This is a genomic window from Ructibacterium sp. SJQ-7 (assembly GCF_054696575.1).
The window spans coordinates 1,086,390-1,102,001 of record NZ_CP195193.1 but is presented as its reverse complement, the minus strand read 5'-3'; the positions used below and the strand labels follow the sequence as shown (position 1 = coordinate 1,102,001).

17 protein-coding genes, 2 tRNA genes and 1 rRNA gene are annotated in these 15,612 nt (G+C 39.4%); 18 read left to right on the top strand and 2 right to left on the bottom strand.

What is annotated here, in order from left to right; translation table 11 throughout:
- The first annotated feature begins 163 nt into the window (after window positions 1-163).
- From trpD to ACSAMO_RS04965, 9 genes are all read left to right on the top strand, one after another.
- Window positions 164-1,177, top strand: a complete 1,014-nt coding sequence (gene trpD, locus ACSAMO_RS05005; protein ID WP_499209979.1) for an anthranilate phosphoribosyltransferase — start codon at window positions 164-166, stop codon at window positions 1,175-1,177.
- Between the two features lie 23 nt (window positions 1,178-1,200).
- Entirely contained in the window at window positions 1,201-1,980 is a 780-nt protein-coding gene (gene trpC, locus ACSAMO_RS05000) for an indole-3-glycerol phosphate synthase TrpC (RefSeq protein WP_499209978.1), read from the top strand.
- Window positions 1,970-2,581: a phosphoribosylanthranilate isomerase gene (locus ACSAMO_RS04995; RefSeq protein ID WP_499209977.1), complete on the top strand. Its 612-nt coding sequence runs from the start codon at window positions 1,970-1,972 to the stop codon at window positions 2,579-2,581. The genes trpC and ACSAMO_RS04995 overlap by 11 nt, the downstream gene beginning before the upstream one ends.
- A complete protein-coding gene (gene trpA, locus ACSAMO_RS04990) occupies window positions 2,574-3,362 on the top strand; it encodes a tryptophan synthase subunit alpha (RefSeq protein WP_308456840.1) in 789 nt (262 codons plus the stop codon). The genes ACSAMO_RS04995 and trpA overlap by 8 nt, the downstream gene beginning before the upstream one ends.
- Before the next feature lie 30 nt (window positions 3,363-3,392).
- Window positions 3,393-4,667 (top strand): copper amine oxidase N-terminal domain-containing protein, encoded by a 1,275-nt coding sequence (locus ACSAMO_RS04985; protein WP_337599376.1) that lies wholly within the window; start codon window positions 3,393-3,395, stop codon window positions 4,665-4,667.
- A gap of 19 nt (window positions 4,668-4,686) precedes the next feature.
- Entirely contained in the window at window positions 4,687-5,217 is a 531-nt protein-coding gene (locus tag ACSAMO_RS04980) for an inorganic diphosphatase (protein WP_022228813.1), read from the top strand.
- A gap of 190 nt (window positions 5,218-5,407) precedes the next feature.
- The gene (gene sigH, locus ACSAMO_RS04975; RefSeq protein ID WP_337599374.1) at window positions 5,408-6,055 is read left to right on the top strand and encodes an RNA polymerase sporulation sigma factor SigH; all 648 of its coding nucleotides are present in this window, start codon (window positions 5,408-5,410) and stop codon (window positions 6,053-6,055) included.
- Window positions 6,056-6,095: 40 nt separating this feature from the next.
- The gene (locus ACSAMO_RS04970) at window positions 6,096-6,368 is read left to right on the top strand and encodes a zinc-ribbon domain containing protein (RefSeq protein ID WP_022228811.1); all 273 of its coding nucleotides are present in this window, start codon (window positions 6,096-6,098) and stop codon (window positions 6,366-6,368) included.
- 226 nt (window positions 6,369-6,594) lie between these two features.
- Window positions 6,595-8,043, top strand: a complete 1,449-nt coding sequence (locus ACSAMO_RS04965; protein ID WP_412276469.1) for an alanine/glycine:cation symporter family protein — start codon at window positions 6,595-6,597, stop codon at window positions 8,041-8,043.
- 107 nt (window positions 8,044-8,150) lie between these two features.
- On the opposite strand, the gene ACSAMO_RS04960 is transcribed toward ACSAMO_RS04965, so the two are convergent.
- Both ACSAMO_RS04960 and ACSAMO_RS04955 read right to left on the bottom strand, forming a co-directional pair.
- A complete protein-coding gene (locus ACSAMO_RS04960) occupies window positions 8,151-8,780 on the bottom strand; it encodes a hypothetical protein (protein ID WP_499209976.1) in 630 nt (209 codons plus the stop codon).
- 314 nt (window positions 8,781-9,094) lie between these two features.
- A complete protein-coding gene (locus ACSAMO_RS04955; RefSeq protein ID WP_022229013.1) occupies window positions 9,095-9,733 on the bottom strand; it encodes an RpiB/LacA/LacB family sugar-phosphate isomerase in 639 nt (212 codons plus the stop codon).
- 171 nt (window positions 9,734-9,904) lie between these two features.
- Between ACSAMO_RS04955 and ACSAMO_RS04950 the strand changes: the two genes are divergently transcribed.
- The 9 genes from ACSAMO_RS04950 (at window position 9,905) to ACSAMO_RS04910 (ending at window position 15,425) form a co-directional block, all read left to right on the top strand.
- A complete protein-coding gene (locus ACSAMO_RS04950; RefSeq protein WP_022229014.1) occupies window positions 9,905-10,225 on the top strand; it encodes a PadR family transcriptional regulator in 321 nt (106 codons plus the stop codon).
- Entirely contained in the window at window positions 10,215-11,258 is a 1,044-nt protein-coding gene (locus ACSAMO_RS04945; RefSeq protein WP_118446694.1) for an HAAS signaling domain-containing protein, read from the top strand. Before ACSAMO_RS04950 ends, ACSAMO_RS04945 begins: the two co-directional genes overlap by 11 nt.
- Window positions 11,258-11,839 carry a DUF1700 domain-containing protein gene (locus tag ACSAMO_RS04940; protein WP_499209975.1) on the top strand — a complete coding sequence of 194 codons (582 nt, stop codon included), beginning with the start codon at window positions 11,258-11,260 and terminating at the stop codon, window positions 11,837-11,839. Before ACSAMO_RS04945 ends, ACSAMO_RS04940 begins: the two co-directional genes overlap by 1 nt.
- 17 nt (window positions 11,840-11,856) lie before the next feature.
- Window positions 11,857-12,108, top strand: a complete 252-nt coding sequence (locus ACSAMO_RS04935; RefSeq protein ID WP_117968409.1) for a hypothetical protein — start codon at window positions 11,857-11,859, stop codon at window positions 12,106-12,108.
- Window positions 12,092-12,274, top strand: coding sequence for a PspC domain-containing protein (locus tag ACSAMO_RS04930; RefSeq protein ID WP_118446696.1), 183 nt, complete (start codon window positions 12,092-12,094; stop codon window positions 12,272-12,274). The genes ACSAMO_RS04935 and ACSAMO_RS04930 overlap by 17 nt, the downstream gene beginning before the upstream one ends.
- Window positions 12,275-12,349: 75 nt before the next feature.
- On the top strand, window positions 12,350-12,958 hold the full coding sequence (locus ACSAMO_RS04925) for an SseB family protein (protein ID WP_022229019.1): 609 nt from the start codon (window positions 12,350-12,352) through the stop codon (window positions 12,956-12,958).
- Between the two features lie 494 nt (window positions 12,959-13,452).
- Window positions 13,453-14,988, top strand: a 16S ribosomal RNA gene (locus tag ACSAMO_RS04920).
- A gap of 183 nt (window positions 14,989-15,171) precedes the next feature.
- Window positions 15,172-15,248 (top strand) — tRNA-Ile (locus tag ACSAMO_RS04915).
- Between the two features lie 101 nt (window positions 15,249-15,349).
- Window positions 15,350-15,425: transfer RNA gene (locus ACSAMO_RS04910), tRNA-Ala, on the top strand.
- The last annotated feature ends 187 nt before the right edge of the window (window positions 15,426-15,612 follow it).

The window sequence follows — 15,612 nt, the reverse complement described above, 5'->3', positions numbered from 1 at the left end:
CGGTATTGCATTTTTTGTTATGCTATGCTATAATAAATTTAGATTAGACGAGATGAGCAAAATTAAAAAGATGTTTTATATTCTATAGGGATATTACGCTCGTTTTGGTCAAAAACGGGCTTTTCTTTTACATTTTGCCTGAGATTAGAGGAGGACTATAATTATGAAAGAACTATTAAAAAAAGTAACAGAAGGACAAAATCTTACGCGTGAAGAGGCTGCAAAAGCAATGGATATGATGCTTGAGGGTACAGCGTCACCGGTGTTGGTGTCGGCATTTTTGACGGCACTTCGCATGAAAGGCGAAACGGTAGACGAGATTGTCGGTTGTACGGAAATGATGAAGTCAAAGGGCGGCAGCGTCAAGCTTGATACTGATGAGTACATAGACTTTGTCGGAACGGGCGGTGACGGTGCTAATTCGTTTAACATATCGACAACATCAATGTTTGTTTGTGCGGCGGCAGGTGTGACTGTGGCAAAGCACGGAAACAGAGCCGCATCTTCAAAGAGCGGTGCGTCCGATTTGCTTGAGGCACTCGGTGCAAACATTATGCTTGAGCCGAAACAGGTTGAGCAATGTATAAATGAAACAGGTATGGGCTTTATGAATGCTATGAAGTTCCATAAGGCAATGAAAAATGTAGGACCTATCAGAAAACAAATCGGTATCAGAACTATATTCAATATGCTTGGACCGCTTTCAAATCCGTCAAATGCATCAAGACAGGTTATAGGTGTTTTCTCACCTGAAAAAGTCAGCGTTTTTGCTAAGGTAATGAGTGAAATGGGCGTTAAACGCGCTATGATCGTTTGCGGCAGTGACGGTATGGACGAAATTACGGTTACGGGTAAAACATTGGTAAACGAAATTATTGACGGTAAGATTGTCGTGTATGAAATCGATCCACACGATTACGGTATCGAATATGCGGCTGCAAGCGATATTACCGGCGGTGACGGTAAGGAAAATGCCGAAATCGCAAAAAGTATTTTTAACGGCGAAAAGAGTTCAAGACGCGATATTATCGTTCTTAACAGTGCGGCAGGTATATATATCGGCGGTAAAGCAGATTCATACAAAGAGGCTGTCGAAATCGCAAAACAGACTATTGACAGCGGTAATGTTATGGATAAAGTAAACGAATTTGTGGCTGAAACTAAGAAATTTAATTAAGAAGAAAGGCTGCGGAATTTGATATGATACTTGATAAAATTATTGCATCTACGAAAATCAGAGTAGCGAAGGCGAAAGAAAATTTAAGCCCAAGCGGGCTTTTAAAGGCTTTGGATAAAGTGGAACTTAAAGCACTGAATTTCAAAAACGGACTTGTGTCGATTGACGATGTTTCAATTATTGCGGAAATAAAAAAAGCATCGCCGTCAAAGGGACTTATACGCGGAGATTTTGACCATATGAAGATTGCCGAAGAATATGACAAATGCAATATTCAAGCAATGTCGGTACTTACCGAACCGGAATATTTTAAAGGCAATATAGAATTTGTTAAGGATATTAAAAGTAAATTCAGCATTCCCGTACTTCGCAAGGATTTTACGGTTGACGAGTATCAGATATATGAGGCTAAACTGTACGGTGCGGACGCAATTTTGCTTATAATGGCGGCACTTACCGACGCGGAATACAAGAAGTTTCACGCTTTGGCAGACAGTATCGGACTTGATGTGCTTGTTGAAACGCACAACGAAGAAGAAGTCAAAAGAGCGGTTGAATACGGCAGGATAATAGGCGTAAACAACAGAAATCTTCAGACGTTTGACGAGGATATAACGACGTGCGAAAGACTTTTACCGCTGATACCCGACGGTAAAGTAAAGGTTGCGGAAAGTGCGATAAGGAAACACAGTGACTTTGAATATCTGAGAGGATTAAAGTTTGACGCCGCACTTATCGGTGAGGCGTTTATGCGTGAAAAGGATATTAAAAAAGCTGTTGATAATTTGAGATATGGAAATTAAAATATGCGGTATTCGCCGTAAGGAAGATATAGATATAATTAATAAGTACAAACCCGATTACATCGGTTTTATATTCGCAAAGAGCAAACGTGAAGTCACACCAGAAACGGTTGCTGAAATCACGAAAAATCTTGATAAGAATATAAAAAAAGTCGGTGTGTTCGTCAATGCAACGTATGAAAAGATAAATGAGGCGATACAGGTAGCAAAGCTTGACGTTGTTCAGCTTCACGGAGATGAAAACGAGGAGTATATTTCAAACCTTGACTGCAAATGTGAAATTTGGAAAGCCGTAAGAGTGCGTGACGGAGAAGATATTTATGATGTAAAAGGGGTTGACAGACTGCTTTTAGACAAGTATACTGATAAAGAGTACGGTGGCAGCGGTCAAACTTTTGACTGGCACGGCGGCAGTAGGATAAAGACCGATAAGCCGATTATGCTTGCCGGAGGAATTAAAACCGAAAATGTTATAGAGGGTATTAATATTTTTAAGCCTGTCGGAGTGGATATTTCTTCTTCGGTTGAAACGGACGGTTTTAAAGATGAACAGAAGATAAAGAAATTTATAGAGACAGTGAGGAGTTATGAGAATGAATAGAATAGACGAGAGATTTGCTAAGGTGAAAGCAGATGGCAGAAAGGCACTTATTACATTTTTGACGGTAGGCGACCCTAATATGGAAGTGAGTGAAAAGGCTATATACACAATGCAGGAGGAGGGCGTTGACCTTATTGAATTGGGCGTACCTTTTTCGGATCCTGCGGCGGACGGTCCTGTAATTCAGCGTGCCGATGAAAGAGCTTTGGCGCAAGGTGTGGATATTTTCAAGGTGTTTGAACTTGTCCGAAAAATCAGAAATAATGTGGAAGTACCTATGGTATTTTTGCTTTACTATAATGTAATGGTACAATACGGAATTGAAAAATTCTTTAAACGTTGTCAGGAAACAGGCGTCGACGGACTTATTATTCCCGATTTGCCTTATGAAGAAAGTGATGAAATCAAGGAATATACCGAAAAATACGGTGTATATCAGATAAGCCTTGTATCACCGACTTCAAAAGACAGAATTAAAAATATTGCGAAAGACGCAAAAGGATTTTTGTATTGTATTTCTTCACTCGGCGTTACGGGTGAGAAATCATCATTTGTCACAAATTTTGATGAATTTGTGGGAACGATAAAGAAATATACTGACGTTCCGGCTTGCGTGGGATTTGGTGTTTCAAACGGCAGGCAGGTTAAGGAACTTACAAAATATTTCGACGGTGCTATTGTCGGCAGTGCAATCGTTAAGTCTATTGCAACCGGTGAGAGTGTAGAAGAAAGAATTAATAATCTTCGTGCAAAAATAAAAGATTTAAAGTCGGGATTGTGATAAATGTCCCGAAGAAGGGGTAGTTTAATTATGAAATTAAAAAAAACGGTCAGTGCGGTACTTGCAGGTGCAATGCTTTTAGGCACAAGTGCATTTGCAAAAGATAACATATATGCTTATAATAAGTTTATTTCGACAGTGATTGGCCCTCAGGTCGGTTATTGTGATTTTGCGGCGTCATTTGCCGGTCACGAAAATGAATATGACAATGTAAATAATTATTTTTCGGGACTTATCTCTGCATTTTACGATGATATAGATATGGACTTTGACAATGAACTTATTACTGTTGAGAGCAGCGGTGTATCGGTTTATCAAGGCAGCGAAAACGGTGTTACGTTCCTTGGCTCGATAGATACCGATTTAATTGCAAATTACGGTAATTCTTATGCAAACGTTTTTACTATCCCTGTCGGAAATAAGAAATATATAGGTGTTGAAACGTTCAGCAGTGTTGATACGACATATCTTCTTCAAATGTATATGCTTGATCCCGATACGGACGAATTACAGCCGAAAGTAAAAATCGAAAAGACTGTAAATGAGGACGGCCGTGAAGAAAATGTTTGGGCAAACGGTAAAACATATTATTCATATACGTTGGGTGAGGGATTGCAGACTGTTATGAATCCTGATAATTATAAGGATTCGGTTGCGGCGGCAAGAGCGGCTTTGACAGAAAGCAATATTCCGGATGCATTCGTTGCGTCATATGATAGAATGTGGTTTGGTGACGATAAAAACAATACGGATAATTTAACTCAAAATCAAATTTCAAACAGAGATAATTTAAAGGATCAAGATGATTTCAGAATTTCTCATATTGAAAGCAATGCAAGTCAGAAAACTTATATTCGTGCAAAGGGTGTAAGATTTGACGAAAAGCCTGTTGTGCTGTTTGAAGATTACAGCAGTTTGAGCGAGCTTAGCAAAAAGCCTGATATTGTGACTGTAGTTCTTGACGGTCAGACTTTGCAGTTCCCGACGCAAGACCCTGTTATAAAAAATGACTCTACACTTGTGCCTATGCGTACGATTTTTGAGGCGTTGAATGCAGAAGTTGAATGGGTTGATGAAAACGGTGTGCAACAAATCATTGCAAAAACGGCAGATAAAACTATAACAATGACAATAAACAGCAAGGAATTTTATGTGAACGGCGAAAAACAACCGGAACTTAACGAGCCTGCGCAACTTATGAATGATAAAACAATGGTACCTTTAAGAGCGGTAAGCGAATCGCTTGATTGTACCGTTGAATGGGACCAAGAAACAAAAACTGTTATAATACAGTCTAAAAAATGATAAAAAGGAGAGATAAGGTATGTCTAACATTTGGCACGATATTAACCCAAGAAGAATTTCGCCTGAAAAATTTATGGCGGTAATCGAAATTCCGAAAGGCGTTAAAAACAAGTATGAAATGGATAAGGAAACAGGACTTTTGCGTCTTGACCGCGTACTTTACACATCAACTCACTATCCTGCAAACTACGGATTTATTCCGAGAACGTATGCGGCGGATAATGACCCGCTTGACGTTCTTGTACTTTGTCAGGAATCAATAGTTCCGATGACGCTTGTTGAATGTTATCCGATTGGTGTTATGAAAATGATTGATGATGACCAAGTCGATGAAAAGATAATTGCAATTCCGTTTAATGACCCGTCATATGCGGAATTTAAGGATATTAACCAATTACCTCAACATACTTTCAGTGAAATTTCTCACTTCTTCAGAGTGTATAAATCTCTTGAGGGTAAGGAAACTGTTGTAAATGAGGTGCTTGGTCCGGACGAGGCAAAAGAAGTTATTAAGAATTGTATTGCGGCATACAAGGATATGTACTGCTAACGAAAATGACTGTCGGTTTATCGGCAGTCATTTTTTTGTTCACTTTTGAAATAAAATGTCGCATTGTGAAAAGTGTTGTATAATTATAAATTAGAAATAAAATATTTTTGCAGGTTTTACAAATATTCCTTGACTTTTTGGAATTAAAATGATATACTACGGTTTGTACTTATATCAGAGGGAAGAATAGGTGACGGTATTGGAAACGGAAAGAAAAAATCTAAAGACGTTATCGGACGAAGAACTTGTTAAAGCCGCTCAAAGTGGCAATAACGAGGCTTTGGAGGCGATATTGTCGAGATATAAAAATCTTGTTTATGCAAAATCAAAACCTTATTTTCTTGCCGGTGCCGATGATGACGATATTATTCAGGAGGGACTTATAGGACTGTACAAAGCCGTTATGGATTTTGACGGCAACAGATTTCCGTTCTTTAAAGTCTTTGCAGGAGTATGCGTGACAAGGCACATTATAACTGCCGTTAAAGCGGCGTCGAGAAAAAAACACCTTCCCTTAAATTCTTATGTATCACTTGATAAGAATACTTATGACGATGACAGCGATACAACCTTGCTTGATATCATAGCGTTCAGTGAGCTTCAAGACCCTGAGGCCATATTGATTGATCGAGAGAATATGGATGGTATGGAGTATAAAATCAATAAAGTACTCAGCAAGCTTGAAACAGAAGTGCTTGTATATTATCTTGAGGGGCTTTCCTATCAGGAAATTGCGGAAAAGTTGGGAAAAGATACGAAAGCGGTTGACAATGCCGTCCAACGTATTAAGAAAAAACTTGAAAGCACTTTGCGTGAGGGCAACGAGGGGAATTATTGAAGGCAGAAAACAAACAAATAACCAAAGTGAGGTAAAAACAATGTACGAAGACAAGACATTAGTATGTAAGGATTGCGGTAAGGAATTTACATTCTCAGCCGGTGAACAGGAATTTTACGCTGAAAAGGGTTTTGAAAATGAACCTCAGCGTTGTAAGGAATGTCGTCAGGCAAGAAAGAACAGTATGCGTCAAAACAAGGAGATGTATGAGATAGTTTGTGCATCTTGCGGTAAGGTTGACAAAGTTCCTTTTGAACCGAGAAACGACAAGCCTGTATATTGCAGTGAATGTTTCGCAAAACAAAACAACTAATACGGTCCAAGACCCGTATGAATAATTGTCTTTCGGACAGTTTTTCATAGAAATGATTTAAAAACAGTATCTTTCCTCAAAGATACTGTTTTTGTTTTGTACTTTATTACGTTAAAGTTGCATAAAATGTGTTTTAATGTTTTGGAAATATCGTTAATTGACAATCTTTGCGATATGTGATAAAATTTTATTGCATTTTTGTAAAAAGGAAGGATTGATAAAGAAAATGACAGGTGAAGGTTTTAAGACGTTCGGCGAGATTTTGAAACAAATCGACGGATTTGTATGGGGAGTTCCGCTTATTGTATTGATAATTCTTACAGGTATTTATCTTACAATCAGAGTAAGAGGATTGCAGGTAAGACACCTCGGTAAGGCTTTGAAGTTTATGGTTAAAAACGAAGAAGGCGGAGAGGGCGAAGTTACAAGTTTCGGTGCTTTGTGTACGGCACTTTCGGCGACTATCGGAACAGGTAATATTGTCGGTGTTGCAACTGCTCTTGCGGCTGGTGGTCCGGGTGCGTTGTTCTGGATGATTGTAGCGGCATTTTTCGGAATGGCCACAAAGTATACCGAAGGTTTCTTGGCTATTAAGTATCGTACTATAGATGAAGAAGGTCACGTTCTTGGCGGACCTTTCTATTACATAGAAAACGGTATGGGTAAAAAGTGGAAGTGGCTTGCAAAGATTTTTGCGTTTTTCGGTGTTTGTGTAGGTCTTATGGGTATAGGTACTTTTACACAGGTAAACGGTATCGCAAGTGCGGTTACTAATTTCTTTGACCCAAATACAAGCTGGGCAATTCATTTGTTCGGCAGAGATATTTCTTGGGTGGTTGTAATTGCCGGTCTTATTGTAACGGTATGTACGGCACTTGTTATTATTGGCGGTATCAAGAGAATTGCTAATGTATCACAAGTTGTTGTACCGTTTATGGCAGTGCTTTATGTTGTATTTGCTGTGTTGTTGTTACTTTGCAATGTTACAAAAATTCCTGATGCGATTGTGCAAATTGTTCAAGGTGCGTTTGGATACGGTGACGGCATACAGGGAATCAGAGCGGTTGCCGGAGGTGTGCTTGGTGCAATGATGGCGGCGATGCAAAACGGTGTTGCAAGAGGTATATTCTCGAACGAGGCAGGTCTTGGTTCTGCTCCGATTGCGGCAGCTGCGGCAAAAACTAAGGATACAGTTCGTCAAGGTCTTGTTTCAATGACAGGTACATTTATTGATACTATCGTTATTTGTACAATGACAGGTCTTGCAATCGTAATAGCAGGTTCATGGGCAAATCCTGACTTAAAGGGTGTTGCGATAACGACAGTCGCATTCCAAAGCGGTCTTCCGTTCCCATCGGTTGTGTCATCATTTGTTCTTATGATTTGTCTTGCATTCTTTGCATTTACAACAATTCTTGGTTGGGACTATTACAGCGAACGTTGTCTTGAATACCTATCAAACAGAAATAAAACTGTTGTTAAGGTTTATAGATGGATATATGTACTTGCAGTGTTCATCGGTCCGTACCTTACTGTTGCGGCTGTTTGGACTATTGCAGATATTTTCAACGGACTTATGGCGATACCAAACGTAATCGCACTTATCGCACTTAGCGGTGTTGTCGCGAAAGAAACGAGAGATTATTTTAAAGAATTTGATAGATTGTCAAAGTGATTTAAGCGGTCGGAAACGACCGCTTTTTTGTATGTTAGAAAAGAATGTATAAAAATAACGGTTTATTCTGTAACTAAGAATAAACCGCTATCGGATTGATTATATAATTATTTGTTTTTTATAGCCTCTAATAACTTGATAATCTCGGCAAAGCTTAAGCAAGTAATTCCACTTGTTAATGTAATTCCCCAATAAATTAGAGCAGTAAAAAATGAAAAATCGCTATATCTATCAGCATTTTCAACTCCCATATAAATGCCAAGAATAAAACCGAGAATAAAAATAATACAAGCTATAACGGTTAATATATTGGCTATAATATTGTTGTTAGATATTACTTTAAATTCGTTGGTGTTTATTGCTTCTTTTATTGATTCAAGTTCTTCATCGGTTAAAGAAATTGGTTCCTTTTTATATTTTCGCAAACATTTTAAGGTGGAATCATATTCAGTAAATGGATATTCAGAATATTCATCTTTTTGTATTATATCTAATTTGTCAATAGTAACCTTAACTTTTTCATTGTTATCGGTAATCCAAATTTCATCACCAACTTTTACATTGGTAGAAGACTTAACTGTGAAATTTAAAGTCTTATTGCCGGTATGCCCATGACAAACTATTTCAAATGGAGCATATATGGTGTTATATATACCATTTCTTGTTAAATAATCAGATATTTTTTTCTTTTCAATTAATTTTTTGGATTGTAAAAATTGTTCTACCTTTTCGTTCATATGTATTCCTCCCATTAAAAACTTTTCATAATTATATCATTATTAGATATAGTTGTCAATATTGATAGAGTAGGGTCGGCGCCCACGACGTCTCGATTAGGAGATTTGCAGGGGCGACCATTGGTCGCCCGTTAAGAGAGATAACCGAAAGAACGTCGAGCCACCCCTCAGTCAACTGTGTTGACAGCTCCCCTCAATGGGAGCCTTTTGAAAGCCTCTCCTTGAGGAGAGGTGTCACGAAGTGACGGAGTGGTGGCAATATAAAAAATCCGCAAAAAAACAGGTATGCGTTGCACACCTGTTTCAAAACAAAATTAATCAACGATTGTCTTAACGTATTCGGCAATCTTATCGCATTTGCAGTTAGCGAAGAACAAGTCTTTGAATTGCTTACCTGCAACAGCACCCTTAACAAGGTCTTGGTCAAGGTTAGGAAGAATATCAAGAAGGTCTCTGTGAGTAACCTTTTTAACTTCGTTAAGAATTTTAGCGTTTCTCTGTTCAGGAACTGCTCTTTCTTTAGGATAACCGCCGCCCCATTCTTCAACGAACAGTTTTTCAAACACATATTGTAGGTTAAGCTCAGCACCCCAGCCCCAGCCTTTTGCGAAAGGCATTGCGATACAGTTACCGTTATTAACCTGTGTAAACTGATAAGCGTCTGTAGGATCTACAACGTGACCGCAAAGTACACCAGGGAATGCGTTACAAGCAAGGCAAGCACCTTCACCTGTACCACAACCTGTGATTACAAGGTCAGCTGCACCTGAGTTTAGAAGTATTGCGGCAAGAATACCGATTTGTACATATGTAAGTTGTTCTGCATCGTCAGCTGAGTACATACCGTAGTTAAATACTTCGTGACCAAGCGGTTCAACAACTTTCTTTAGTGTTTCAACAATAACGCCATTCTTTGCAGCTTGGCTGTTTTCGTTAATTAAAGCAATTTTCATTTGAAATTTACCTTCTTTCTTTTATTTTACACTTCTATTATATCTAATTCTCAATAAGTTTGCAATATATAAATTAAAAAATAATATACTATTGACAAATAATATTATACGGTATATAATATTATTAAATTAAAACATATTATAAATAAAACAGTAAAAGGCGGTGAATATATGATATTTAATATTAATGCGGCACTGCTTGACGCACTCGTACTTGCGATAGTGAAAAAAGAGGACACTTACGGATATGAAATAACAAGAGTTTTAAAAAACGAACTTGATGTATCGGAATCTACTTTATATCCCGTTCTTCGCAGATTGCAAAAGGACGATTGTCTTGAAATTTATGACAAAGAGTATTCCGGACGAAACAGGCGTTATTACAAGATAACCGACAGAGGTCGGAAACAGCTTGATATGTACCGTGACGAATGGCAGAACTACAAAGCGACTATAACAAATATATTTGAGGGAGTGATAGATGATGAATAAAACGGAATTTCTTGCGGCGTTAAGGCGTGAGCTTGGTTTTCTTCCGAAAGATGAGCTTGATGACGCTATTCGTTATTATGATGAATATATCAATGACGCCGGAGATGACGAAGAGAAAGTGATTGCGGAAATGGGTACTCCGCATAAAGTGGCGGAAGAGTTTAAAAATGAGTATTACGACAGAAAAATCGTTAATGATGAAAGTGCAAAACACAATAACCAAATTTCTTGGAAAACAGTGCTTGTATGTATATTGGCGGTTGGGTTTGGCGTACCTGTATTAAATATGATAAGAAACGCTCTTCCGGGGATAACCGGAATTGTAATTCTTGTTGTGGTAATAGTATTGCTTATAAAATTTCTCGGCAACAAGACCAATCAACAAATTGCTGTTTCAAATGCAACAGTTCAAACTTGCTCTGATATTGAAAACATATATCTTGACTTGAAAGCAGGAAATTTTGAATTCAGAACGGGTGACAGCTTTGCTGTTGATACAATGTCAGCCGGTGAAGTAAAGGTTAAAAGTTATATTGCAAACAATACTTGGACAGTTGAGGGTTCAAAGACTATCGGAAATAATGAAAACGGGGTTGTTTCTATAATAATACCAAAAGGATTTCACGCAAAGAAAGCTGTTATGAAATTAACCGCAGGAAATATTCTTGTGTCGGGATTGTCAGCCGATAATACAAAAGTTGAAGTCGGTATGGGAAAATGTGAAATTAAAAATATGTATTCTCAGCGTTTGGATATGAAGTGCGGAATGGGTGACATAGTCGGCAGTTGCAGTATGAACGGTGACGTGAATGTTGACTGCGGAATGGGTAATGTAACTCTAACGCTCACAAACAGTGCAGACAACTTTAATATGTCGGCGACGGCGGGTATGGGATGCGTTGATATTGGCGGCACGAAAATTCATGGTGCAGGAAGTAAGTTGGATAACAATATCGGCGCGTCGCATAATATTAATGTAAAATGCGGAATGGGTAACGTCAAAATTGGATTTAATGAAAGGGATGAGGCTTAATGACTAAGGAAGAATTTTTAGACGAAATCAAAAAAGAACTTGGATTTATGCCGTATGAGGAAGTAATAAAAGCCGAAAAATATTTTAAATCATATTTCAATGGCAGTGAGGCGGACGAAAAAGTGATTGAAAGATTCGGAAGCCCTAAATATGCGGCACAAAATTATTACAGAACGCATGTAGCAAACAGCAATGCAAACATTAAACCGCCAAAGAAAAACGGCGTCGGAATATGGGCGTTGATAATTATTCTTATATTATTGTCACCGATACTTATACCGTTGGCAATAGTAATCGGATTTTTTGCGGTAGCGATAATATTCGGTATATTGTGCATTTTTCCGTTTGCATTTTTCAGCGGTGTTTCAATGTGGCTCGGCGGTGCGGGAATGATAATTAAAAGCTTTTTTGCTCACGCAGGATTTGCAAATATGGTTATGCAAATAGGCATTGGATGTATATTCTTCGGCTTGGGACTGTTTATAGCTTGGGCGACTGTGGTTGTATGTATAAAACTGTTCCCATGGGTAATCAGAAAAATCGTTGATTTAGGCTCAAGACTTTTTAATAAAAAAGCGTGATGGATAAGGAGGACAAAATGAGAAAGACTATAACAAAAGTTGTACTTATTATCTGTGCTGTGTCGGTCGCACTCGGAATTGCGTTGTGTGCAAGCGGTGTTGTGATGGGCGCTGATGTTGAAAAAGCACTTCGCGGAATTGGAATTAACGTCGAAACAAGAATAGAGCCGAATAATATGTATGATGATTATAATGATGATATAAATGATTTCTTTAAAGAATTCGGAATAGATAATATGGAGGGTGATTATAATGAAGAAACTGTTTAGAAGTTCAACTGACAGAAAAATATGCGGCGTGTGCGGCGGTATTGCCGAATATTTCAATATTGATTCTACTTTGGTAAGGTTGGGTGTGGTATTGTTATCGTGTCTTGCATTCGGTACGGGTGTGCTTGCCTATATTATTGCCGCAATAGTAATGCCGGAGGCGTAAAACTTTTTGTCATTGACAAACTATTTGTTAATATGTATAATAGAAGTAATATGATAAATAGTGAGGATTGAAAAAATGGCAATATTTAAAAAGAACAAAAAAGAAGAAACGAAAAAAGTTTCAACTCAAGAGGATAATGAACTAAAGGACGAAATATCCAAGGCTTATGATGAAATAATGAGCGGCAACAAAGAAGAAAAAGCTGAAGAGCAACCGCAACAAGCACCTAAAGACGACATAGCTTTTGAAAATGAAGTTTTTAAATCGAAGGTGAAAGCATTTAAACAAGAAAGAAATCAACAGAATTTGATTGCTGTATTAAAAATGCTGTCAGGCAGAAAGTTTTTGCTTCCGTCAGTATGTAATGTGGAAGACCCGTTTGAAAAACTTGAAAACGGTAATGTAAGATTGAAAGAGGGAACTGTATTTAACCCGGCATTTTTGACAAGTACGGATAAGAAGGTATTTCTACCTATATTTACTGATGAAGAATCTATGGTTCAAAAGTCACCGTCTGGTGTATTATTGAAACTTAACTTCGAGCAATGCGTTACAGTAGTGTATGATGAAAAGAATCCTGTTGAGGCGGTTGTAATTAATCCGTTTACCGAAAATATGATAATCGGTATTGATTTGCTTAAGATGGTTTTCAAAGAAAAGAAAAAAGAAGAAAAACAAGATTAATATGAAATATGCCGACGGAAGTCGGCATATTTTTTTGATTTTATAGCATGAATAGTATATATGAAAGAAAGTGATCCACAATATATAGTGTAGCAAAAAGAAAAGCAAAAAAAGTTCAAAAAAAATGAAAAAAAGTGTTGACAAAAGGGGTAATAGAGTGTATAATAATCAAGTCGTCAGTTGAGAGGGCTAAAGAACACGGGGAAGAAAAGTGTTCGGGTTGAGAGAAAGTTAAAAACTTTTTCAAAAAACTTTTAAAAAAGTCTTGACAAACTGAAAACGATGTGATAGAATAAAAAAGCTGTCGCAAGAGAGCATGTACATTGAAAGATGAATAGTGCAGGTTTTATGTCAAACATTTGCTTTGCAAATGTAAAACTATTGAGTTTTTTATGACAGAAATTCGGATAAAAATTACGAAGAGAAGTCAGTTAGTAATTAAGAGCTAACAAACAATCGAGTATATAAGAGCAGAGATGCTTTAATATAACCATTTAAACGAGAGTTTGATCCTGGCTCAGGACGAACGCTGGCGGCGTGCCTAACACATGCAAGTCGAACGAGAATCTTTGAACAGATCTTTTCGGAGTGACGTTCAAAGAGGAAAGTGGCGGACGGGCGAGTAACGCGTGAGTAACCTGCCCATAAGAGGGGGATAATCCATGGAAACGTGGACTAATACCGCATATTGTAGTTAAGTTGCATGACTTGATTATGAAAGATTTATCGCTTATGGATGGACTCGCGTCAGATTAGATAGTTGGTGAGGTAACGGCTCACCAAGTCAACGATCTGTAGCCGAACTGAGAGGTTGATCGGCCGCATTGGGACTGAGACACGGCCCAGACTCCTACGGGAGGCAGCAGTGGGGAATATTGCGCAATGGGGGCAACCCTGACGCAGCAACGCCGCGTGCAGGAAGAAGGTCTTCGGATTGTAAACTGTTGTCGCAAGGGAAGAAGACAGTGACGGTACCTTGTGAGAAAGTCACGGCTAACTACGTGCCAGCAGCCGCGGTAATACGTAGGTGACAAGCGTTGTCCGGATTTACTGGGTGTAAAGGGCGCGTAGGCGGACTGTCAAGTCAGTCGTGAAATACCGGGGCTTAACCCCGGGGCTGCGATTGAAACTGACAGCCTTGAGTATCGGAGAGGAAAGCGGAATTCCTAGTGTAGCGGTGAAATGCGTAGATATTAGGAGGAACACCAGTGGCGAAGGCGGCTTTCTGGACGACAACTGACGCTGAGGCGCGAAAGTGTGGGGAGCAAACAGGATTAGATACCCTGGTAGTCCACACCGTAAACGATGGATACTAGGTGTAGGAGGTATCGACCCCTTCTGTGCCGCAGTTAACACAATAAGTATCCCACCTGGGGAGTACGACCGCAAGGTTGAAACTCAAAGGAATTGACGGGGGCCCGCACAAGCAGTGGAGTATGTGGTTTAATTCGAAGCAACGCGAAGAACCTTACCTGGGCTTGACATCCCTGGAATCGAGTAGAGATACTTGAGTGCCTTCGGGAATCAGGTGACAGGTGGTGCATGGTTGTCGTCAGCTCGTGTCGTGAGATGTTGGGTTAAGTCCCGCAACGAGCGCAACCCCTATTGTCAGTTGCCATCATTAAGTTGGGCACTCTGGCGAGACTGCCGGTGACAAATCGGAGGAAGGTGGGGACGACGTCAAATCATCATGCCCCTTATGCCCAGGGCTACACACGTACTACAATGGCCGATAACAAAGTGCAGCGAAACCGTGAGGTGGAGCGAATCACAAAACTCGGTCTCAGTTCAGATTGCAGGCTGCAACTCGCCTGCATGAAGTTGGAATTGCTAGTAATCGCGGATCAGAATGCCGCGGTGAATACGTTCCCGGGCCTTGTACACACCGCCCGTCACACCATGAGAGTCGATAACACCCGAAGCCTGTGAGCTAACCTATTAGGAGGCAGCAGTCGAAGGTGGGGTTGATGATTGGGGTGAAGTCGTAACAAGGTAGCCGTATCGGAAGGTGCGGCTGGATCACCTCCTTTCTAAGGAGAACCGATTGAGCGAATAGCTTAGTCAAAATTCCTAAGGTCGAACGATAGAAATATCGTCAGAGACAGAACTTGTACTGTTTATCTTTGAATGTACATGTGAAAGCATGAACATTTAAAACACAAAATATTGATATAAGTGGGAAAAGGAAACTGAACCCAATAGAAACCCTGCATGGGCCTATAGCTCAGCCGGTTAGAGCGCACGCCTGATAAGCGTGAGGTCGGTGGTTCGAGTCCACTTAGGCCCACCAATTTTGCGAATTTCGAATTTTTTCTCGGTCTTGCGTACAATGAGTACGCGACGACGTCGAAGAAAATCCGAACTTCATCAAAATTAACCAAAGTAAAATTTGGGGGTGTAGCTCAGCTGGGAGAGCACCTGCCTTGCAAGCAGGGGGTCAGGAGTTCGATTCTCCTCATCTCCACCAATTCAAACAATTTCACGCACATTTCGCATTTTTTCTCAGTCTTGCGTACCGATGTACGCGACGACGTCGAAGAAAAAGCGAACTGCACGCAAACTTGTTTGAATTTAAAATCAATATAAAAGATTGTACCTTGAAAACTAAACAATGTAACAAACGATGATAGAGAGAAACGAGGAAATGACATAGT